Origin of the sequence: Streptomyces sp. T028, assembly GCF_048159505.1 — a bacterium.
GTDB lineage: Bacteria > Actinomycetota > Actinomycetes > Streptomycetales > Streptomycetaceae > Streptomyces.
Genome location: NZ_JBLRVZ010000008.1, coordinates 108,326 through 129,319, shown reverse-complemented (window position 1 = coordinate 129,319; position 20,994 = coordinate 108,326). Strand labels below are relative to the sequence as shown.

Here is a 20,994-nt window from a genome sequence, read left to right as displayed (position 1 = left end):
GAGTGGGGCGGGCACAGCTGGTCGAAGCGGACTCCGGGCAGATTGCCCACACCGTCCGTGAAGGGCCAGGAATCCTGCGTGACGCGGAGACCCGGCGGGACCCCGAACTCGACGGCCGGCTCGCCGTGGCGGCGGTCCGGGCGGCGACGCGCGAGGAGAGGCTGCTGCCGCCGAACGTCAACGTGTTCGCGGGGACCCTGGCCGACCTCGGCGGGCTCACCCCGCTGCACTACGCCGTGCGTGCGGTGGGGCGGCTCCCGTGGGAGGTGACGCTCGACGTCGTACCGCCGTACACGCATGTGCCGCAACGCGCGCTCCTGGAGGCCGTGGGAGCGCTGCTGGGCGTGGAGGGGGTGGAGACCGAACTGCAGTGCGCTGCGGCGCTGTCGGCGGATGCGCAGCCGGCGCAGGGTGTGCTGTTCGCGCCGTCGGCGCGGCTGCCGGTCACGGGGGTGTACGTCCCGCCTCGGGTGCCCGGTCCTTTGCCGGCGCCTCGGTCGGGGCCGTCGGTACGGGAGTTCGTCCGGCCGGCGCTGCTCCGCCGGTCAGGTGCGGGCGCTGCTGACCGGGTCGCCGGAGGTCTCCGGCGTGCTGCTCGTCGACCGGGTGGGGGTCCCGGTGCGGTCGGTGCACCGGTCGCGCTTCCTGCTGTCGATGTCCGGGCGCTACGGCCATGCCCTGTACGCGGACCGGCCCGCGGCCAAACTCGGGGCAGGGTCGAGGAGGCGGTGGGGCTCAACCCGCTGACCCGGCTGCCGGGTTCGGACCCGATCACCTCGGAGGTGGACCGGCGGATCGCGGCAGGCCGGGCGTTCGCACTGAGCTGACTGGACGTGGACCACTTCAAGCAGGTGAACGACGGGGCGGGCTTCGCGGCGGGCGACGAGCTGATCCGGTCGGTGGGGCGGGCGTTGCAGGTCGCGGCGTCCGGGAGCATCCGGGTGGGGCACATCGGAGGGGACGACTTCCTGGTGCCGGCCGATCCGGAGGGGCTGGATCCGCTGGCGGTGTCCGTGCTGGACGGACGCGCCGTGGTCGGCGGGCGTCCGGTCACGCTGTCGCTGGCCACGGTCATGTGCGCGCCGGGCAGCGTGGCCGACCACCGGGAGGCGGCCGCGTGTCTGGCACCGCTGACGAAGGCCGCGAAGTCGATGGACGGGGCGAGTTGGGTGGTGGGGCGGGCGGGGTTCTCCGGTCGAGGTGCGGCTGGGTCGCCTTTGACGGCGGAGGTGGTGGGGGCTGAGCCGGGGGTGGGGTGAGCGGGGCGTCGCGGTGACCAACCATTGCCGTCCGCCTCCTTGACGCTCCCTGGGCGCCGGTGAACACTTCCCGGTGTCAGCCGACATCGCCGTACATTCTCGGCGTATCCAGGCACGCGCCACGCGGACCTCCTTCACCGCGGCCCACTCTCCCAAGGGCGATTCGGCTCTGACGGCACGCTCGTCACGGACGCCGGGCGGGGCGCGGGATCTCCCTGCCATGGCCGAAGCAGCCACGCGAACCGCACCCTGCACAGCGCACCGGGGTCGATCGCCCCGGGCCGGGCCCAGGAGCCGCCATGAGCAACGGAGACATATTCGTCGGGGAAGTCATCGGTACCGCGATCCTCATCCTGTTCGGCGCGGGTGTCTGCGCCGCCGTCACCCTCAGATACTCCAAGGCACGGGCCTCGGGATGGGTGGTGATCGCCTTCGGCTGGGGGTTCGGCGTGCTGGCGGGGGCCTACACGGCCGCGCCGCTGTCGGGCGGTCAGCTCAATCCGGCCGTGACCGTCGGGATCGCCGTCGACACGGACAAGTGGGACAAGGTCTGGGTCTATCTGCTGGGCCAGATGGTCGGTGCGATGCTCGGTGCCGTCCTGGCGTATCTGGTGTACCTCGCGCAGTTCCAGGCGAACGTACGGCAGACGGACACCACCGAGGGCACGGCGGAGGAACCGACGCCGACGCTGGGCATCTTCTCCACCATCCCCGAGATCCGGAATCCGGTCGCCAACCTGATCACGGAGATCATCGCGACGACGGCGCTCGTGCTGCCGATCCTGGCCTTCGGTCTGACGAAGGGGCTCGGCGAGTCGGGCACGCTCGTGCTGATCGTGTCGCTGCTCGTCGTCGGCATCGGGCTCTCCCTGGGCGGGCCGACGGGCTATGCCATCAACCCGGCGCGTGACCTGGGCCCGCGGATCGTGCACACCTTCCTGCCGATCCCGAACAAGGGCACCTCCGACTGGGGTTACGCCTGGATCCCCGTCGTCGGCCCGCTGGCCGGCGGAGTGCTCGCGGGTCTCATCTACAACCTGGCCTTCTGAACCCAGCCCAAGGGGTAGCCATGACGGACAACGCCGAGAAGTACGTCGCCGCAATCGACCAGGGCACCACCTCCAGCCGCTGCATCATCTTCGACCGGAACGGCGCGATCGTCGCCGTCGACCAGCGTGAGCACCGCCAGATCTTCCCCAAGCCCGGCTGGGTGGAGCACGACGCCACCGAGATCTGGTCCAAGGTGCAGGCCGTGGTCGCCGGGGCGATCGCCAAGGCCGGGCTGCGGGCCGACCAGATCAGCGCGCTCGGTATCACCAACCAGCGCGAGACGACCGTGCTGTGGGACCGCGCCACGGGCAAGCCCGTGCACAACGCGATCGTGTGGCAGGACACCCGGACCGCCGCCCTCTGCAACGAACTGGGCGGCTCGGACGGGCAGGACCGGTTCCGTGAGCAGACGGGGCTGCCGCTGGCCAGCTACTTCTCGGGGCCCAAGGCGGCCTGGCTGCTGGACAACGTGCCCGGGCTCCGGGACCGGGCCGAGCGGGGTGAGATCGCCTTCGGCACGATCGACTCCTGGCTGATCTGGAACCTCACCGGCGGAACCGACGGTGGCCGGCATGTGACCGATGTGACCAACGCCGGCCGGACCATGCTGATGAATCTGGAGACCCTTCAGTGGGACACCTCGATTCTGTCGGCGATGAACGTGCCCGAGGCCGTGCTGCCCGAGATCAGGTCCTCGGCCGAGGTGTACGGCACCGCCGTGGGTCAGCTGGGCGGGGTACCGGTCGCCTCAGCGCTGGGCGACCAGCAGGCGGCGGTGTTCGGGCAGGCGTGCTACGACGTGGGAACGGCGAAGAACACGTATGGGACGGGCAGTTTCCTGCTGCTCAACACCGGCACCCGGCCGGTGCCGTCGAAGAGCGGTCTGTTGACGACGATGGGCTACAAGATCGGCGAGGAGGCACCGGTCTACTGTCTGGAGGGTTCGATCGCCATAACGGGTGCGCTCGTGCAGTGGTTCCGCGACCAGTTGGGCATCATCCGTTCGGCTGACGAGATCGAGACGCTGGCGGCGAGCGTCGGGGACAACGGCGGAGCGTACATCGTGCCCGCGTTCTCGGGGCTCTTCGCGCCGTACTGGCGTTCGGACGCGCGCGGTGTGGTCACGGGGCTGACCCGCTACGTCACGAAGGCGCATCTCGCGCGTGCGGTGCTGGAGGCGACGAGCTGGCAGACGCGGGAGGTCGTGGACGCGATGTTCCAGGACTCCGGGGTGCAGATCACGACCCTGAAGGTGGACGGCGGCATGACGAAGAACAACCTGCTCATGCAGCATCAGGCGGACGTCCTCGGCGTGCCCGTGATCCGGCCCCGGGTCTCCGAGACGACCTGTCTGGGCGCGGCATACGCGGCGGGGCTGGCCACCGGGGTGTGGAACGACCTCGACGAGCTGAAGGCGCACTGGCAGAAGGACGCCGAGTGGACTCCCGCGATGGAGGCGTCGGTGCGGGACCGCGAGTACCACAACTGGCGTAAGGCGGTGGAGAAGAGCCTCGCCTGGGTGGAGGACGGCGAGGGCTAGTACGCGCGCGTGCCTCCCCGGAGGGCCGCCGGGCCGCGGCCCGTACCCCGGTCGGCGGGGGGTACGGGCCGTGTGGGCTCAGGTGGTGACGGTCTGTCGGCGCTCGGTGCCGAAGTCCATCGCGTGCTGGACGACGCCGACCAGGACGTCCCTGACCGAGCGTCGGTCGCGTGCGTCGCACAGGATCACCGGTACGTCGTCGTCGAGGTCGAGGGCCCGGCGCACATCCGCCTCGGGGTAACGGGCGGCGCCCTCGAAGCAGTTGACGCCGATGAGGAACGGTATGCCGCGGCGCTCGAAGTAGTCGACGGCGGCGAAGCAGTCGTCGAGGCGGCGGGTGTCGGCGAGGACGACGGCGCCGAGCGCGCCCTCGGAGAGCTCGTCCCACATGAACCAGAACCGCTCCTGGCCCGGTGTGCCGAACAGGTACAGCACCAGGTCCTCGCGCAGGGTTATGCGTCCGAAGTCCATGGCGACGGTGGTCGTGTGTTTGCGCTCGACACCGGTGAGGTCATCGACCGGGCGGCCGGCCTCCGTGAGGTACTCCTCGGTGCGCAGTGGCCTGATCTCGCTGACGGCGCCGACGAGGGTGGTCTTGCCCACCCCGAAACCGCCGGCGACCAGGATCTTGAGCGTGACGGGCTCGACCGGGGGCTTGCCACGCTCAGGACGCCCGAGGATCATCGTTCACTTCTCCTGCTTGATGGTGACTGGGGGTGTGGGGCGGTGGGCCGTAGCCCCCGCCGCCGGGGGTCTCGACGACGAGTACGTCACCGGGGCCGACGTCCACGGAGTCGCTCCCGCCGAGTCGGACGACGGTGCCGTCGGCCCGTTCCACCCGGTTGGCGCCCAGCGCGCCGGACGACCCGCCGGCCATACCGTACGGGGGGACCCTGCGGTGCTGGGAGAGGGTGGAGACGGTCATGGGCTCATGGAAGCGGATACGGCGGACTGCACCGTCTCCGCCGTGCCATTGTCCCGCCCCGCCGCTGCCGCAGCGGACGGCGAACTCGTCCAGTTGTACCGGAAGCCGCCACTCCAGCACCTCGGGGTCGGTCAACCGGGAGTTGGTCATGTGGGTCTGGACCACGGCGGCGCCGGGGAAGCCGTCACCCGCGCCGGATCCGGAGGCCACGGTCTCGTAGTACTGATGGCGTTCGTTGCCGAAGGTGACGTTGTTCATGGTTCCGGAGCCCTCGGCCTGGACGCCAAGCGCCGCGTAGAGGGCGCCGGTGATCGCCTGGGACGTCTCGACGTTGCCGGCGACGACGGCGGCGGGCGGTTCGGGAGCCAGCAGGGAGCCGTGCGGCACGACGATCCTGAGGGGGCGCAGACAGCCGTCGTTGAGAGGGATGTCGTCGGCGACGAGGGTGCGGAAGACATAGAGGACGGCGGCGTTGACGACGGAGTAAGGGGCGTTGAAGTTGGTGGCGAGCTGCGCTGACGTGCCGGTGAAGTCGACGGTGGCGGAGCGGCTTTCGCGGTCCACGCGTACGCGTACGCGGATCACGGCGCCGGAGTCGGTCTCGTAGGCGTACGCGCCGTCGTCGAGGGCCTCGATGACGCGCCGTACCGCTTCCTCGGCGTTGTCCTGGACGTGGCGCATGTAGGCCTGTACGACGTCGAGCCCGAAGTTCTCGATCATGCGGGCGACTTCGTCGACGCCCTTCTGGTTGGCGGCGATCTGGGCGCGCAGATCGGCCAGGTTGGTCGTGGGGTTGCGGGAGGGGTACGCCGCCTCGGTGAGCAGGCGGAGGGTCGCCTCCTCGCGGAAGCGTCCGTTCTCGGCTAGCAGCCAGTTGTCGAAGAGGACGCCCTCCTCGTCGATGGTGCGGCTGTCGGCGGGCATGGAGCCGGGGGCGATGCCACCGATCTCGGCGTGGTGACCGCGGGAGGCGACGTAGAAGAGGATCTCGGGGTCACTCTCCGTGTCGCCGTCCCGGCGGGCGTCGAAGACCGGGGTGATCACGGTGACGTCGGGCAGATGGGTGCCACCGTGGTACGGGTCGTTGACCGCGTAGGTGTCCCCGGGCCGCATCCCCGTGCCGCGGCGGCGGATGACCTCCTTGACGCTGGTGCCCATCGAGCCCAGGTGGACGGGGATGTGCGGGGCGTTGGCCACCAGGTTTCCGTCCGGGTCGAAAAGCGCGCAGGAGAAGTCGAGGCGTTCCTTGATGTTGACGGACTGGGCCGTGGACTCCAGCCGGGCGCCCATCTGCTCGGCGATGGACATGAACAGGTTGTTGAAGACCTCGAGAAGAACCGGATCGACTTGTGTGGCGAGATCGGAACTCTGCGTAATCGCCGTGCGTTCCATGACCAGATGCCCGTCGTGGGTCGCCGCAGCCACCCAGCCGTCGTCGACCACGGTCGTGGCACTGGCCTCGGTGACGATCGCGGGGCCGGTGACGGACTCGCCGGGAGGAAGGTCCTCGCGGCGGTGAAGGGGTACGTCGCGCCAGGCGCCGCCGGTGTGGAGGCGGACGGTCCGGGGCGTGGCGGTGCGGCCCTCGTACGGGGCGAGGGCGGACAGATCGGGGGGTCGTGTGATGCCTGTTGCTTCCACGGAGAGCGCTTCGACGACGATCGGGCGGTCGAGCGTGAAGGAGTACGTGGCGCGATGACGTTCTTCGAAGGCGTGTGTCATCGCTGCGGGTTCGGTGAGTTCGACGGAGAGGGTGGTGTCGGTGCCGTCGTAGCGCAGCTGGGCGCGGCGGGTGACGCGGACCCGGTCGTCCGGGACGTCCTCGGCGCGCAGTTCGGCGCGGGCCGCCGATTCGAGGTTTTCGGCGGTCTTGCGGATGCCGGGCATCGCACCGATGTCCAGAGGCGCCTCGACGGACTGTTCGCGCATGGCGGTGGTGTCGGCGAGGCCGATGCCGAGCGCGGACAGGACACCGGCCATGGGCGGCACGAGGACGGTGCGGATGCCGAGCGAGTCGGCGACCATGCACGCGTGCTGGCCTCCGGCGCCACCGAAGGTCGTGAGGGCGTAGCGGGTGACGTCGTGGCCCTTCTGGACGGAGATCCGCTTCACGGCGTTGGCGATGTTCGCCACGGCGATCTGGAGGAAGCCCTCGGCGACCTGCTCCGGCGTGCGGTCGTCCCCGGTTTGCTCGCGGATCTCGCGCGTGAGGGCGGTGAAGCGGTCGCGGACCAGGTCGGCGTCGAGGGGCTGATCGCCGTCGGGGCCGAACACCTCGGGAAAATGGGCGGGTTGGATACGGCCGAGCATGACGTTCGCGTCGGTGACGGCGAGCGGGCCGCCCGCGCGGTAGCAGGCCGGTCCCGGGTCGGCTCCGGCCGAGTCCGGCCCCACGCGGTAGCGGGAGCCGTCGAAGCGCAGGACGGAGCCGCCGCCCGCGGCGACGGTGTGGATGTCCAGCATGGGGGCGCGCAGCCGGACGCCGGCGATCTGCGTGGTGAAGACGCGCTCGTACTCCCCCGCGAAGTGGGAGACGTCGGTGGAGGTGCCGCCCATGTCGAAGCCGATGACACGCTGGAAACCGGCCAACTGGGACATGCGGGCCATGCCGACGATGCCGCCCGCCGGACCGGACAGGACGGCGTCCTTGCCGCGGAACTGGCCCGCCTCGGCGAGCCCGCCGTTGGACTGCATGAACATCAGCCGTACGTCGCGCAGTTCGTCGGCGACGTGGCGGACGTAGCGGCGCAGTACGGGCGACAGGTAGGCGTCGACGACGGCGGTGTCCCCGCGTGGGACGAGTTTCATGAGGGGGCTGACCTCGCTGGAGAGCGAGATCTGCGCGAAGCCGATCCGGGCTGCCAGCCGTCCGACGGCCCGCTCGTGCTCCGGGTGGAGATGGCTGTGCATGCAGACGACGGCGACGGCCCGGACACCGTCGTCGTACGCCTCCCGCAGGGGGCCGGTGAGGGCGTCCAGGTCGGGGGCGCGCAGGACGGTGCCGTCGGCTGCGATACGCTCGTCCACCTCCACGACCCGCTCGTACAGCAGTTCGGGGAGCTCGATCCGGCGGGCGAAGATGTGCGGGCGGTTCTGGTAGGCGATCCGCAGGGCGTCGCGGAATCCCCGGGTGATGACGAGCAGAGTGCGTTCGCCCTTGCGTTCCAGCAGGGCGTTGGTGGCGACCGTCGTGCCCATTCGGACGGCCTCGACGGGGTCCCCCGAGTCCGCCAGCAGGGCGCGGACCCCGGCGACGGCCGCGTCGGCGTAGCGCGCCGGGTTGTCCGACAGCAGTTTGTGCGTCAGCAGCCGGCCGTCCGGACGGCGCGCGACGATGTCGGTGAAGGTCCCGCCCCGGTCCACCCAGAACTGCCAGCCGCTCACGTCCTCACCTCGCTTCCGCGCTGCTCACAGCGCTCGGAGGCCGTTGATCACGTCGCGCAGAATACTCTCATCCACCAGCTCGGCAGGGGGTACGGGCCGGTTCACATGGACGAATTCCGTGTCCACGAGGTCTCCGACCAGGACCCGTACCACGCCGATGGGCAGGTCGAGCCCTGCGGAGAGCTCGGCGACCGACTGCGGCGCCTCGCGGCACAGGTCCACGATGTGCACGTGTTCCGGGGACAGCGAGGGGTCCTCTTCGGCCTCGTCCGCGTGGGGTTCGGCGACGACCAGTGCGATCAGATCGAGACGGTGCTGGACCGCACTGGTGGTGCGGCCCCGTGTCATGGCGTAGGGGCGGACGACCGGTCCGGCCTCGTCGTCGAACCAGTGGCTGCTTCCCTGACCGTCTGTGCTCATGCCATCCCACTACCCGCCCAGGGGGAATTCGGTGCGCGGGGCGGTGCCCAGATGTACGCCGACCCGCTTGACCAGCAGGGTCATCTCGTACGCCACCTGTCCCACATCCGAGTCGGCGTCCGAGAGGACGGCGAGGCAGCTGCCGTCCCCGGCGGCGGTGACGAAGAGGAAGGCCTCGTCGAGTTCGACGACGGTCTGGCGGACGTCGCCGGCCTCGAAGTGGCGGCCCACGCCCTTGGCGAGGCTGTGGAATCCGGAGGCGACGGCGGCCAGGTGCTCGCTGTCCTCCCTGGTCAGGTCCCTGGACGCCCCGGTCGCCAGACCGTCGCCGGAGAGCACGACGGCCTTGCGGATGCTGGCGACCCGGTCGACGAGTTCGTCGAGGAGCCAGTTCAGTTCGCCGTTGTTGCTCATGTGGCCGGTCGCCTGCGGTGCGGTCATCGACCGTCCCCCTTAGTCGTTCGTTGTGGTGCTGTGCCGCTGTGGGTCTGGTCGCCTGCGGCGTTCTCCGCGCGGCCACGCTGCCAGCCGCGCTGGAGCGAGGCCATTCGGCTGCGTACCTCGTCGGCGTCCCGGTCCTCGAGGTCGGAGCGGGTCCCGGTGCGCGGTGCGGGTCCTTGCCTCAGTTGCGGGGCAAGGTTGGCCTGCCGTACGCGCCGGGGCAGTGCCGCGGGCGCGGAGCCGGTGTCATGAGGCCCGGTGCCGAGGGTGCGGCCCTGGGGACCGCTTTCCAGCGTGCGCTCCGCGGGGCCGCCCGTGCCACTCGCGCGCGGGTCGGACATCTGGTCCGGGCGTGCGGCCGGGCTGTCCTGGTCGCCGGATGCGGCCTGGCGGGTGCGCTGCGGGAGGGCGGGCGGCTGCGACGGCTCGTCGGTGCCGTGTCCAGGGCGGACCGGCAGAGCCGGGGGCTCGGTCGTGCCGGTGCTCCGCGGGATCTGCATCCCGCTGCCCCGGCGGCGCGAGGGCAGTGGCGCCGGTCCGCCGGTGTCCGCTCGGTACGCGGTGCCGTGCGCGGGCTCTTCGTCCGTCTCCGCGCGCGGGGAGCGCGGGTCGATGACCGGGCGGCCGTGCGAGCTGACCAGCTTGGGTACGGTGCGGCTGGGCAGCGGCAGGAGGGCGGCCGGGTCGTCGGTCGCGTGGCCCGGCTCGCCGCGGGGGTCGGGCAGCCTGCGGTGCTGGTCCACGGAGGTGACGGCCGGGTCGTCCTCGGGGCGGGTGAGGGAGCGGCGGGGACGGAACAGGGCGCCGCTGTCGTCCTCGTCGTCCAGCGCGGCCGGGAAACCGCCGAGGGCGTCGAGGCCGACGGGGGCCTCCAGCTCGACCGGGCCGTCCAGCACGGGCAGGCCGGGGAGCTGGACCGACGGGGCGAGCGCGGGCCTGCGGCTCTCGTCGGACTCGGCCGCCTTCGGGGCCCGGGGACGGTCGAGGCGGAAGCCGATGCCGTTGGTGTCGGGGACGTCGTCGGTCAGGAGGGCGTCGGGGATGAACACGACGGCGGTCGTCCCGCCGTAGGGGGAGGGCTGCAGGGAGACCCGGACGTTCTGGCGCTGGGCAAGGCGGCTGACCACGAACAGTCCGAGGCGGTCGGTGTCGGACAGCTCGAACTCCGGGGTCTCCGCGAGGCGGAGGTTGGCCTCCAGGAGTGCTTCGGGTGCCATGCCGAGGCCGCGGTCGTGGATCTCCAGGGTGAACCCGTTGGCGACCCGCTCGCCCAGGACCTGGACGGCGGTGTGCGGCGGGGAGAACACGGTGGCGTTCTCCAGGAGTTCGGCCACGAGGTGGGTGAGGTCGGCGACGGCGGGGCCGGTGACGGCGAGGCGCGGCAGACGGCGGACCTCGATGCGTTCGTAGTCCTCGACCTCGGCGACGGCGGCGCGCACGATGTCCATGAGCTGGACGGGCTTGCGCCACTGCCGGGAGGGGGCCGCGCCGGAGAGGATCACCAGGCCCTCGGCGTGGCGGCGCATCCGGGTGGTGAGATGGTCGAGCCGGAAGAGGTCGGCGAGTTCCTCGGCGTCCTCGGTGCGGCGCTCCATGGTGTCGAGCAGAGTGAGCTGCTTGTGCAGCAGGACCTGGCTGCGGCGGGCGAGGTTGACGAAGACCTCGGAGACACCGGCGCGCAGTTCGGCCTGTTTCACGGCGGCCTCCACCGCGGCGCGCTGGAGGGTGTTGAGGGCCTGGCCGACCTCGCCCATCTCGTTCTTGTCGTACTCCAGCAGCGGCACCTCGGTCTCCACGTCGACCTGCTCGCCCGCGGAGAGGCGCCGCATCACGCTGGGCAGCCTGACTCCGGACGCCTCGTGGGCCTCAAGCCGCAGTTGGCGCAGGTCGCGGATGAGGCCGCGGCCGATGCGCACGGACAGGACGAGCGAGACGATCAGGGCGACCAGTCCGAAGACGCCGGCGAAGGCGGCCTTGACGATGACCTCGACGGCCACCGGCCGGACGCGGTCCTGGTAGCGGTCGTTGGCCTGTTCGTCCAGGGTGCCGAGTTCTTCCAGGACGTCTCCGGCCGCCGTGTCCCAGTTCCTGGCGGTGACGCCCTTGGGCATGTCGCCGGGCGTGGCGGCGACGACGGCCTGTTCGGCGGTGCGCAGGGGGGCGGTGGTGGCGTTCTTCCAGAAGCTCTCGTAGCGCTCGCGCTCGGCCGTGGGCAGCTGGGCGAGGTTGATGTCGTAGACGATGTCGCGCTGGGCCTCGAGCTCGGAGACGTCGCGGATCTCCTCGCGGGTGAGCCGACCCACGACCAGGGCGGAGCCGAGCAGGGCGTCCTCCCGGGAGAGCAGCTCACGGGCGCGGGCGACGCTGACGAGGGCCCGGTACTGCTTGTCCATCTCCACGCTGTCGACGACGTCCAGATTGGCCAGCAGGGCGTAGCAGGGGTCGATGAGCTGGTTGTAGAGGTCGAGGGCCTGGGCCCGGGTGACGGTGCCCTCCTCGACGCTGCCGCGCAGGGAGTCGAGCCCGTCGAAGGCGTCGAGCACCGCGGTCAGGCCCTCGCCGTCGTCCTGGTCCAGCACGTCGCGGACATCGGAGTCCTGGGCGTTGCGACGAATCTCGGCGAGGGCCTCGTCCGTGGCGGTCCGGGTGCGGCGCAGCGCGGAGAGCGCGTCGGAGGCGCGGGAGTCGGCGAGGTAGACGAGGGTCTGGCGGCGCTCCTGCTGGACGACGCGGACCGTGTCCTCGATCGGGTAGCCGACCTTCTCCACCACGGACGACACGGTGAACAGACGGTTCGCCTCACGGCCCGTCAGTACCGTGGCGAAGCCCCAGATCGCGCTCAGGGACACCAGCGGCACGAGAAGCAGCGCCACGATCTTCCGGCGGATCGACTTCCCGCGAAAGCGCATGGCCTCCCCCAGCTCGAACCCCCTCCGTCAGGGGGTACGCATGTGCGTCAACAAACGGCGCGAGCCTACTACCGACGCACAGTTAACTCGAAGAGCAGTCCGGAAGCCGAACTTCCGTATCGGGGCCCGGACATGGGGAGCTGTCCGGGCAATACGGTGGATTACGGCAACGAAACCCGCCTTCGAGAGAAGACCGGATCCGATCGTCCGCGTCGCCGACTTGGCCAGAATTTTTCGCAACTTGGGAATCTTCGGGGCTTCTCGTGCGTCCTCATCATTGGGAATCGGGGGAGGAATCGGCCACAGGAGCCGCAGGACGTCCCCCGGCGGCGTAAAACAGAGCAAGCCGGGCAACCACTGGGGAGCCGGGTCCACGACCCGGAGGTGAGCGGTCTGCCGGCGGTGGGGAGAGACACGTTGATGGGCACGGCGGAGCGGTGCGAGACGTCCGAAGAGGGTGCGGCGACCACGACACAAGAGCGGGTGAGCTACCGGCCGTTGTGGGTCGAGGAGCCCGCGCGACAACGCCGGATGCCGGACCCGGTGCGTACGGCGGCCGTGCGCGCGGTCCTCATCATCGCCGTGACGCTGCTTCAGGCGATGGTGGCGTTCCTGTGCACCCTCGCCGAATCCTGGCTGGCCTTCCCGATGGTGATCAGCAGTGTGGTCAGCACCGTCGTGGCCACCTGGTCGGTGCTGGACGTCTGGGTGACCCGGCAGGTGTGGAACCAGCGCAACGGCGTGGTGTCGACGCCCAGCAGCACGGCCCGCTCGCTGCGCCGTGAGCGCCGCCGGGCGCGGCGCCAGGCCCGGGCCGCGGAGCGGGCCCAGGAGCGAATACGACGTCAGGGCGGCACCGGGCGGCTCTCACACTCCTGAGCGCCCGTCAGCGCGGGGCACCTGCCGCATTCGTTCATGAGGGCGGCCCCGGGCGCCCGGGCACCGTGCCTCCTACGGGGCGCTGGGGGCCGGGCGCTTGTACATCCGGGTCGCCGTGATCTCGCTGTGCACGGCCTCGCACGCCTGGGGCTGCTGGGGCAGGCCCGGGCGGAGGTGTTCCTCGACGCTGATGTACTTCAGGCCGGCCCTGAGGTCGGCGTCGTTGCGGAGCCGGATCACGAGCGGGAACTCCGCCAGCGCCGTCGTGTCGAACAGACCGGTGGTGTACAGCAGCTGGACACCGAGAGCGTCCGACACGGCCCGCTGGAGTTCCAGCAGATAGGTCGCGTTGGCCCGGCCGATGGGGTTGTCGAGGAACAGCGTGCCGGCGTGCCGGTGCTTGTCCCGGCCCCGGTCGTTGGAGCGCAGCGCCGCCATCGTGCAGTACAGGGCGATGGCGGCGGTGAGCAGCTGGCCGCCCGAGAACACATCGCCCATCTGTCCGACCGGCACCCGCTCGGCCCGGAGCACCGCGTCCGGCTTGAGGATCTCCACCGCGACCCCCTTGGGCTGGAGAGCGGCGCCCACGCCTCGCAGCAGCAGTGACATGCCGTCGCGCCGCAGGTCGGAGTTCTTCTTCACGGCCGCCCGGGTCGCCTCGTCGACGACCTCGCCGAGCCGTTCGGTGAGGGTGGCCTGGTCGGGCTCCTCGAAGCGGATGCGGAGGAACTCCTGGCCGGACCACTCGCCGAGCCCCTCGGGCAGGCGCGACAGCCGCTGGGCCGAGCGGAGGGTGGCGAGCGCCGACTCGACGAGTCCGCGCAGCCGGTCCACGATCGAGTCCCGGTTGCGTTCCAGCTGCTCCAGTTCGTCGGTGAGCACCCGGAGCCGGGGGGCGAAGGCGTCCGCCCACTTCTGGGCGTGCTCGGGCAGCGCGGAGGCGGGCAGTTCGCGGATCTGCTGCCGGGCGGGCGTACGGACCTGTTCGTAGCGCGTGGAGTTGGCGTGCCGCACGAGCACATCGCCGGCCTCGCGCACCGCGGACTCCGCGGCGGAGAGGTCGGCGGCGCAGCCGCGCAGCGAGCGGCGGGCCTCGGCGGCCGACTGGCGGGCCTCCTCCAGCGTCCCGGGATAGGGCTCCGGGGCCTCCTGTTCCTCCTCCACCACGTGTTCGCGCAGCAGGTCGCGGAGCATCGCGGCGATCTCGTCGAAGCCGCCCGCCGCGCCCTCGGCGGCCCGGTGGGCGTCGAGCAGTTCGGCGTGCGCCTCGCGGGCCTGGGCCAACGCCTCGGTTCGGGAGGCGAGTTCGGCCGTCGCAGTGCGTAGCAGGGCCTGGGCGTGCTCGGCGTCGCGCGGCTGGAGCTCCTCGGGCAGCTCGGTGTGGGCCTCGCCGTCCTCGGGGGCGTGCCGTTCGGCCTCACCGCGCAGCCGACCGAGCTGCTCGCTCGCGGTGGACATACGGGTCTCCAGGAGCTGTACGAGTTCCTCGGCGCGGGCGGCGGCGGCCTGCCGGGACGGTCCGTCGGATCCGTCGGGCGACTGGAGGAGCTGCTCGGCGCGCGTACGGACCTTGTTGCTCAGCCGGTCCAGTTCGGCGCGGGCGGCGCTCTCGTCGCTCTCCGCCCGCGCCTGCTCGGCCCGCAGGTCGGCACCGACGCCGACCTTCTCGTAGACCTGGGAGGCTGCCCGGTAGGCCTCGCGCAGGGCCGGCAGGGGCGCCTTGGGCGCGTCCGCGTCGTCCTCCGGTACGCCGTCGGGAGCCCCGGCGATCTCGGAGCGTTCGGCGCGCAGTGCACGCGCGGTGCGGCGGGCGTCGTCGGCGGCGCGCTGGGCGGCGCGGCGGTCCTCGTCGGCGGCCCGGGCGCGCTCCAGGCAGACCTGGGCGCGGGCCTCGGACTCGGTGGCCTCGTCGGCGAGTTCGCGCAGCTTCACCTGCCAGCCGGCGCGCTCGCGCAGTCGGAAGGCGAGCCCGGCGAGGGCGTCGGCGGCGCGCCGGGCCTTCTGGGCGGCCTCCTGCTTCTCGTCGCGGACCTGGGCGGCCTCGGCGGCGGCCTCCTCCGCCTCGGCGCGCACGGTGCGGGCCTCGGCCAGCTCGGCCTCGGACTCCTCGGCGAAGACGCGCGCGTCCGCGGCGGCCCGGGCGAGCTCGGTGAGCCGTCCCTCGGGACAGCCGGTGCGCCAGGAGGCGAGCCGGGCCGACAGCTCCCGGTCCTTGCCGAGCCGCGCGGCGAGCCGGCGGATGTCCTCGTCCCGTTCGGTGGCCCGCGCGCGCAGCGCCTGGCGTTCCTCGTCGGCGGCGTGCTCGTCGTGCATGGCCGGGTTCGGAGGTACGAGGAACACATCGTTGTAGGGGCGGTTGTGGGGGTCGGCGGCCGGGGTCGGTGCGAGCAGGGCGGCGGCCGTGCCGACCGCGACGGCTGACCGCGGAAGCAGCGCGGCGTCGCTGAGGGCGTCACGCGCGCGTGCGTGCGAGGCGGGGTCGGTGATGATCACGCCGTCGACGAGTTCGGGGCGGGCGGCGAGCACACGCGCGTGGTCGGCGGGGTCGACGGCCTGGGCGAGGTAGCGCCAGCCGGGCAGTGCGGGGATGCCGTGCTCGCCGAGGAACTCGACCGTGGCCAGCACGTCGGGGCCGGGCGGCAGCAGCCCGCCGTCGCCGAGCGCGCCGAGGATGCGGGAGTCGTCGGCGGCGGCGGTGCGCAGGTCGAACAGCTGCCGTTCGGCGGAGGAGACGGCGTCGTCGAGCAGCCCGCGCAGTTCGTCGGCGCAGCGGTCGAGGTCCTCGGGGGTGAGGGAGGCGCCGTCGTCCGCGTCGGCGTCCTCGGCCTGGCGGGGCTGCGGGACGGGGCCGCGCGGGGTCCCGCCGGTGAGGCCGAGCAGCTCGGTGTGCCGCTCCTCGCCCGCCAGGGCCTCGGCGAGCCGGTGTTCGGCCTCGTACGAGCGTTGTGAGGCGGCGGCGGCGTCCGCCGCGCGGGCCGCGGTCAGCTCGGCGCGGGACTCGGCGGAGGCGGCCTCGCGCGCGTGCTCGGTGGCCCTGTGGGAGGCCTCCCGGGCGGTGTCCCAGGCGGCGACGGCGGTCTTCTCGGCATCGCTGGCGGCGAGGGCGGCGCGCGCGGGGTCGGCGTCGGGCGCGCTGTCGTCCAGCCAGCCGGCGCGGACCGCTTCGGCTGTCTCCTGCTCGACCTCGGCGAGCCGCTGGCGCAGGTGCCCGATCTCGCTGCGGGCGCGCTGCGCCTCGGTCGCGGCGGAGGTCGAGTCCCGGTGGGCGGTCTCGCCGACCTCCTGGAGGGCTGCCGAGCGTTCCTCCCCCTCGTTGGCGAGGGTCTCGGCGCTCTCGGCGGCCGCGTGCAGGGCCCTCACGAGGTCGACGGCAGCCTTGGTGCGGGCGGCGAGGGCCGGGGCGGCGTCGCGCTCGGCCTCCTGGATCGCGGTGGACACGCGCGCGACGCGGTCGGCGGCGGCGCGGTGGCGCAGGACGGCCTCGGCGGCCTGCCAGGCGGAGTGCAGAGTGCGCGCGTCGGCGAGTTCCCGCTTCTGCGCGGCGGCGGACTTCTCGGTGGCGGCGAGGGCCAGCGAGGCGTGCCGGAAGGCGAGTTCGGCGGCGATCAGCGCGCTGCGCTCGCGTCCCCCTTCGGAGTGGGTGACGGCGTAGGCGGCGGCGGTGACCCGCTGGGCGAGGTCCGCGGCCCGCATCCGCTCCCGCACGCCCCTCTCGGACAGCCGGCGCGCCAGTGTGCGGGTACGGCGCTCGGCGCCCCCGTGGATGTCACGCGCGCGTGAGCGGCCCTCAGCGGCCTCCACGATCCGCCCGAGCAGGTCCACCGACCCCGCGGTGAAGTCCCGTTCGGCGATCAGCTCGGCGCGCCGGCCGAGCTTGTTGCCGAAGCCGCTGACGAGGTCGGCGAGTCCGTCGGTGTCGCGGGTGTCCGTCACGGCCCGCAGCAGCAGGTCGGTGAAGTCGGCGTCCTTCTTGACCGCGAAGAGGCCGGCGGCCTCGCCCTCGTCGGCGTTCATCTCCCGCTGGTAGCGGAAGAGTTCGGGGTCGAGGCCGAGTTCGGTGAGGTGTTCGACCCACCGGTCGTGGATCTCCTCCCAGTGCACCTCCAGGTGCGGGTACGCCTTGCCCGCCTCGGTGAGGGCGTCCCGGAACCCCTTCATGGTGCGCCGCCGCCCCTGCGCCCCGGAGGCGCCCTCCACGGGCGGCCGTACGGCGGTGGACTCGGCGACGGGGAGGTTGTCGAGGCTGAGCCCGGGGCCGGGCCGGAAGGAGTAGAAGGCCTCGGCGAACTTCCTCGGGTCGTTGGAGACCTGCCGTCCTCGCCACTCGCTCACCTTGCCGACGACGACGCACTCGCCGGTGAGGACGTGTTGCCACTCCAGGGCCACGTGTCCGCAGTCGTCGGCGAGCAGGAACTTGCGCAGCACGCCGGAGCTGGCGCCGCCGAGGGTGTTGCGGTGGCCCGGCAGCATCACCGAGAAGATCAGCTTGAGCAGGACGGACTTGCCGCCGCCGTTCTCCAGGAAGAGCACGCCGGCGGGCGCGGGCCTGCGTGGCGGACCGACGGGCTCCTCCTCGAAGAACTCCGCCTGCGTGGGTGCGGGGTCGGGCACGACGTCGCCGACGCCCCGCAGGTCAAGCACGGTGTCGGCGTAGCGCGCACCGGCAGGCCCGATGGAGTAGAGGCGGACCCGGGACAGCTCGTACATGGCGGACTCTCGTAAGTCTTCGGCAGTTCAGGAAAGTTCGGGGCTGCGAGCAGCCGTCAGGAGTGGAACGGCAGCCCGGCGTCGGCCACCAGCTCCAGGTCGTCCGTCTCGTCCGGGGGCAGCAGGGTCGGTGTGCCGTCGGTGACCGGGACGACGCCCAGTTCGAGCAGTTCGGCAAGGGCGGCGCTGCCCGCCATGTCGCGGACCTGGAGCTGGTAGCGGGCCGTGGTGCGGTACGTCCCGCCGCTGTCGTCGCCGGTGCGCTGGAGGAAGCCGGAGTCCGTGAGGAAGGCGACGGCCTTGCCGACGATGCCCGTGGTCGAGCCGGCGAGTCTGCGGGCGTCCTTGGTGGCTCCGGCCGCGCTGCGTCTGGCCCAGATCCGCCAGGCGGCCTCCAGGCCGGGCGCGTCGGTGGCCGGGTCGGTGTTCTCGCCCTGTTCCTCGGCGCGCTCCTCCAGCCGGCGGCAGGCCTGGCGGACGAAGGAGTCGACGCCGTTGACACTGATCCGCCCGATGTATCCGTCGTCGGCGAGGTCCTCGGGGCGCGGGAACGCCATCGCGGCGACCGCGAGATGGGCGAGTCCGTGCAGGAAGCGGTCGCCGCCGTCGGCGGACGTGCGACGCGCGTAGTCCCCCATCCGCACGGCGAACACCGAGTCCTCGGCCGCGGTCACGGCCATCCCCGCGCGCGGGGACACCTCCAGCACGATCAGGCCGAGTCCGGCGGCGACGGCGTCGGCGAGCCGGGCGAACGCCGGGTCCTCGCGGTGGCGGCGCAGCAGATCGGCGTACTCCTGGTCGCGCGCGGGCTGCAGTTTGGGCTGCAGCCCGAAGGCGACGAGCCGCGCCGCGTCGGCGGCGTCGGCGGGGGTGAGGGGCGCGGACACCGGCGCGGGTCCGGCGTCCGGCTCACTCCACTCGACGTGCTCGCTCACGGGTTCGGCTCCTCGGTGTTCTCGTGGTCGTTCATGTGAGGTCCCGGTCGGCTCATGCCGCCTCCGTACGGTCCGCCGCCATCCCCGCGGCGTCCAGCAGGGCGGTGCCGACGACGAGGTCGGCGCCGCCAAACTCGGGGTCGTCCAGCTCCGTCCCGTCGTCCACGGCGAACAGCAGTTTCTCCTCGCCCTGCCGGTAGGCCGTGCCGACGGCGGGGCTCGCCGCGTGCACGGCCAGCAGCGCCACCAGGTACGGCAGATCGGGATCGGTCCGCCGGGCCTCGGCCAGCAGGCCCGAGAGTCTGCGGGGCGCGTCCGCCGGCAGGTCGAGCAGGTCCGTCGCGGCGGCCAGTTGTTCCTCGCTGAAGCGGCTGTCGTCCGGGGTCGCGATGAGGTCGGGCTCCGGCATCTCCGCGCCCAGGTGCTCCCGCTCCACCGGCGGCGTCAGCAGCAGGTCGACGAGGTCGCCCATCCGCACGGTCGCCGGGGTCCTGAATCCCGTCCCGCGCGCGAAGAACGCGCCGGTGACCCGGGCGGCCTGTTCCAGCGGCAACGGGAGCACGGGGGCGACAAGATGGCCGTAGAGGTCGATCCCCGACGACGTCATGGGTGTGGCGAAGGCCTGCCGGTCCTGTTCGGCGCGGAAGAGAGGGCCGGCCTCCAGGAGGCGGGACTGGAGCTGGGTGTGGCGGCGGATGCAGTCCTTGACGATGTCGACGAGTTCGGCGGCGCGCCGCTTGTTCTCGGCGTCCTCGATCTCGTCGCGGGCCTTGCGGATGTTGGTGAGGATCGCGTTCTCGTGGCGGTAGCGGTCGGCCACGTGGTCGAGGGCCTCGGCGATCATGTCTGGCACGGCGTTGAGCCAGTCCACCGCGCGGACGTTGCGCCGGGTGGCCTCCAGGGCCCGGCGGAGGGTCTCGGAGTACTGGACCGTGCGGTAGCGGGCCTGCTCGGCGGCGAGTTGGGCGTCGGCGAGGCGGCCGCGGCGGATGAGGACCTCGAGCTTGACCTCGGCCGCGATCTGCGCGCTGGTCACGTCGGTGTCGAGCGCTCCGACGAGGACGTTGACCGCCTCGTCCGTGGTCCGCAGATAGACCGTGCCGCCGTAGCCGGGGACCTCCTCGATCAGCTTGAAGTCGTAGTCGCGGCGCACGTAGGTGCCGTCCGCCGCGAAGGTGCCGTACACGGCGCGGAAGCCGCGGTCGACGCTGCCGACGTTGATCAGGTTCTCCAGGACCCAGCGGGCCACGCGCTCGTGCTCGGCGACCGGCCGCTGGGGGGCCTGGGCGGCGATGCGCGGGATGAGACGGGCCACGATCTGGTCGTGGTCGGCACCGGTGTCGAAGTCCATGTTCAGGGTGACGAGGTCGATGGCGGCGAGGGCGATCTCCGCCATGCCGTAGACCGAGTACTCACCGGCGAGGTTGGCCTTGCGCGTGTCGAGGTCGTGAATGGGCGCGGTGCAGGCGAGCGCGCGCAGGCGCCGCGCCAGGCCCTCGTCGGCGGCCGGGCCCGGAGCCGGGCGCGGCGCCGCGCTGAGCTGGGGCGGAACACGGTCCGTCGATGCAGGCGAAGTCACGGTGCACAGAGTAGGTCCTCGGTCTGACAACGACCCAAACGACCGCAGATGCGACCGGGGCCGCGAACGCCGCCACAGGGCCCCGGACGGCCGCCGTCACAAGCCCGCCGGACGGCCTCGGGCATCGCCCTCGCCTGCGGCGCCTTCGCCCACCCGGCGCCGGTACACCTCGACGACCCGCGCCAGCGAGTCCTGCAGATAGACCTCGAGCAGCCGTTCCGCCTCCACCCGGTCGCCGGCCTCCAGGGCCTGGAGGATCTGGCGGTTGCGCATGAGGTACGGCTCGTGCAGTCGGCGCGGGTCGTCGACCAGGTGGAAGCCGAGGCGCAGTTCGGCGAAGACGCTGCGCATCAGCTCGTCGGTGCGGGCGCTGCCGGCCAGGGCGACCAGTTCGCGGTGGAAGTGGATGTTGGCGGTACCCACCACTTTCCAGTCATTCTCGACGGAGGCCACCTGGCCCTCGGTGACGGCAGCCCGCAGTCCGCCCAGGCCGTACGGCGGCTCGCCCAGCCCTCGTACGACGGCGCACTCGACGAGCGCGCGCGTGCGGTAGATGTCCTCGACGTCCTCGACGGTCAGGACCCGGACGAACACGCCCCGGTTCAGCTCGTGGACGAGCAGCCGCTCGTGCGTGAGCAGCCGGAACGCCTCGCGGAGCGTGTTGCGGGAGACCCCGAGCGCCCCGCCGATGCTGTCCTCCGACAGGCGGGTCCCCGGGGGGAAGAAGCCCTCGGCGATACGGCTCCTGAGGATGTCCGAAACCCGCTCGGCCGTGCTGGTGCGCCCCAGGAGGGCGCGGTCGTCGGCCAGTCCCGCCAGCTGCTCTGCCATGCCCGGAATTCAACCGCAGAACACGAGAACGAACCAACGTGAGTATTGAAGGATCGTTCAACGATCCTCTACCTTCCTGTCCACGACACGGCACGGCTCAGTCCCCGCACCCTTCGTCATCCCTCTGCGAGGTGC

Annotated in this window: 12 protein-coding genes and 1 pseudogene; 4 read left to right on the top strand and 9 right to left on the bottom strand. The window is 72.1% G+C overall.

Annotated features, from left to right (window positions below; genetic code table 11):
* Positions 1-83: 83 nt before the first annotated feature.
* The 3 genes and pseudogenes from ACLZN2_RS08755 to glpK all read left to right on the top strand — a co-directional run.
* Positions 84-1,259, top strand: a pseudogene (locus tag ACLZN2_RS08755) (diguanylate cyclase domain-containing protein); the annotation flags it as partial.
* Positions 1,260-1,558: 299 nt separating this feature from the next.
* Positions 1,559-2,308, top strand: coding sequence for an MIP/aquaporin family protein (locus ACLZN2_RS08750; RefSeq protein ID WP_416977795.1), 750 nt, complete (start codon positions 1,559-1,561; stop codon positions 2,306-2,308).
* 20 nt (positions 2,309-2,328) lie between these two features.
* Positions 2,329-3,849: a glycerol kinase GlpK gene (glpK, locus tag ACLZN2_RS08745; RefSeq protein WP_416977794.1), complete on the top strand. Its 1,521-nt coding sequence runs from the start codon at positions 2,329-2,331 to the stop codon at positions 3,847-3,849.
* Positions 3,850-3,927: 78 nt separating this feature from the next.
* On the opposite strand, the gene ACLZN2_RS08740 is transcribed toward glpK, so the two are convergent.
* From ACLZN2_RS08740 to ACLZN2_RS08720, 5 genes are read right to left on the bottom strand one after another with little or no spacing between them, the layout of a single operon-like run.
* On the bottom strand, positions 3,928-4,533 hold the full coding sequence (locus ACLZN2_RS08740) for a GTP-binding protein (protein ID WP_416977793.1): 606 nt from the start codon (positions 4,531-4,533) through the stop codon (positions 3,928-3,930).
* Positions 4,514-8,158 (bottom strand): hydantoinase B/oxoprolinase family protein, encoded by a 3,645-nt coding sequence (locus tag ACLZN2_RS08735; protein WP_416977792.1) that lies wholly within the window; start codon positions 8,156-8,158, stop codon positions 4,514-4,516. Before ACLZN2_RS08735 ends, ACLZN2_RS08740 begins: the two co-directional genes overlap by 20 nt.
* 24 nt (positions 8,159-8,182) lie before the next feature.
* Positions 8,183-8,578, bottom strand: coding sequence for a DUF742 domain-containing protein (locus ACLZN2_RS08730; RefSeq protein WP_416977791.1), 396 nt, complete (start codon positions 8,576-8,578; stop codon positions 8,183-8,185).
* 9 nt (positions 8,579-8,587) lie between these two features.
* A complete protein-coding gene (locus tag ACLZN2_RS08725) occupies positions 8,588-9,019 on the bottom strand; it encodes a roadblock/LC7 domain-containing protein (protein ID WP_416977790.1) in 432 nt (143 codons plus the stop codon).
* Positions 9,016-11,928 carry a nitrate- and nitrite sensing domain-containing protein gene (locus ACLZN2_RS08720; protein WP_416977789.1) on the bottom strand — a complete coding sequence of 971 codons (2,913 nt, stop codon included), beginning with the start codon at positions 11,926-11,928 and terminating at the stop codon, positions 9,016-9,018. The genes ACLZN2_RS08725 and ACLZN2_RS08720 overlap by 4 nt, the downstream gene beginning before the upstream one ends.
* A gap of 384 nt (positions 11,929-12,312) precedes the next feature.
* Between ACLZN2_RS08720 and ACLZN2_RS08715 the strand changes: the two genes are divergently transcribed.
* Positions 12,313-12,807 carry a hypothetical protein gene (locus ACLZN2_RS08715; protein ID WP_416977788.1) on the top strand — a complete coding sequence of 165 codons (495 nt, stop codon included), beginning with the start codon at positions 12,313-12,315 and terminating at the stop codon, positions 12,805-12,807.
* A 72-nt stretch (positions 12,808-12,879) separates the two neighbouring features.
* Here ACLZN2_RS08715 and ACLZN2_RS08710 read toward each other — a convergent pair whose 3' ends face one another.
* From ACLZN2_RS08710 to ACLZN2_RS08695, 4 genes are all read right to left on the bottom strand, one after another.
* On the bottom strand, positions 12,880-17,514 hold the full coding sequence (locus ACLZN2_RS08710; RefSeq protein ID WP_416977787.1) for a hypothetical protein: 4,635 nt from the start codon (positions 17,512-17,514) through the stop codon (positions 12,880-12,882).
* A gap of 56 nt (positions 17,515-17,570) precedes the next feature.
* Positions 17,571-18,449 (bottom strand): hypothetical protein, encoded by an 879-nt coding sequence (locus ACLZN2_RS08705; protein ID WP_416977786.1) that lies wholly within the window; start codon positions 18,447-18,449, stop codon positions 17,571-17,573.
* 52 nt (positions 18,450-18,501) lie between these two features.
* Positions 18,502-20,028 (bottom strand): hypothetical protein, encoded by a 1,527-nt coding sequence (locus tag ACLZN2_RS08700; RefSeq protein ID WP_416977785.1) that lies wholly within the window; start codon positions 20,026-20,028, stop codon positions 18,502-18,504.
* Between the two features lie 96 nt (positions 20,029-20,124).
* Positions 20,125-20,859 carry a GntR family transcriptional regulator gene (locus tag ACLZN2_RS08695; RefSeq protein WP_416977784.1) on the bottom strand — a complete coding sequence of 245 codons (735 nt, stop codon included), beginning with the start codon at positions 20,857-20,859 and terminating at the stop codon, positions 20,125-20,127.
* Between the last annotated feature and the right edge of the window lie 135 nt (positions 20,860-20,994).

Excerpts from the sequence above, each read along its gene's own strand:
- ACLZN2_RS08695 (WP_416977784.1), bottom strand. The coding sequence starts at position 20,859 with ATGGCAGAGCAGCTGGCGGGACTGGCCGACGACCGCGCCCTCCTGGGG.
- ACLZN2_RS08725 (WP_416977790.1), bottom strand. The coding sequence starts at position 9,019 with ATGACCGCACCGCAGGCGACCGGCCACATGAGCAACAACGGCGAACTG.
- ACLZN2_RS08710 (WP_416977787.1), bottom strand. The coding sequence starts at position 17,514 with ATGTACGAGCTGTCCCGGGTCCGCCTCTACTCCATCGGGCCTGCCGGT.
- ACLZN2_RS08740 (WP_416977793.1), bottom strand. The coding sequence starts at position 4,533 with ATGATCCTCGGGCGTCCTGAGCGTGGCAAGCCCCCGGTCGAGCCCGTC.
- ACLZN2_RS08730 (WP_416977791.1), bottom strand. The coding sequence starts at position 8,578 with ATGAGCACAGACGGTCAGGGAAGCAGCCACTGGTTCGACGACGAGGCC.
- ACLZN2_RS08750 (WP_416977795.1), top strand. The coding sequence starts at position 1,559 with ATGAGCAACGGAGACATATTCGTCGGGGAAGTCATCGGTACCGCGATC.
- glpK (WP_416977794.1), top strand. The coding sequence starts at position 2,329 with ATGACGGACAACGCCGAGAAGTACGTCGCCGCAATCGACCAGGGCACC.
- ACLZN2_RS08720 (WP_416977789.1), bottom strand. The coding sequence starts at position 11,928 with ATGCGCTTTCGCGGGAAGTCGATCCGCCGGAAGATCGTGGCGCTGCTT.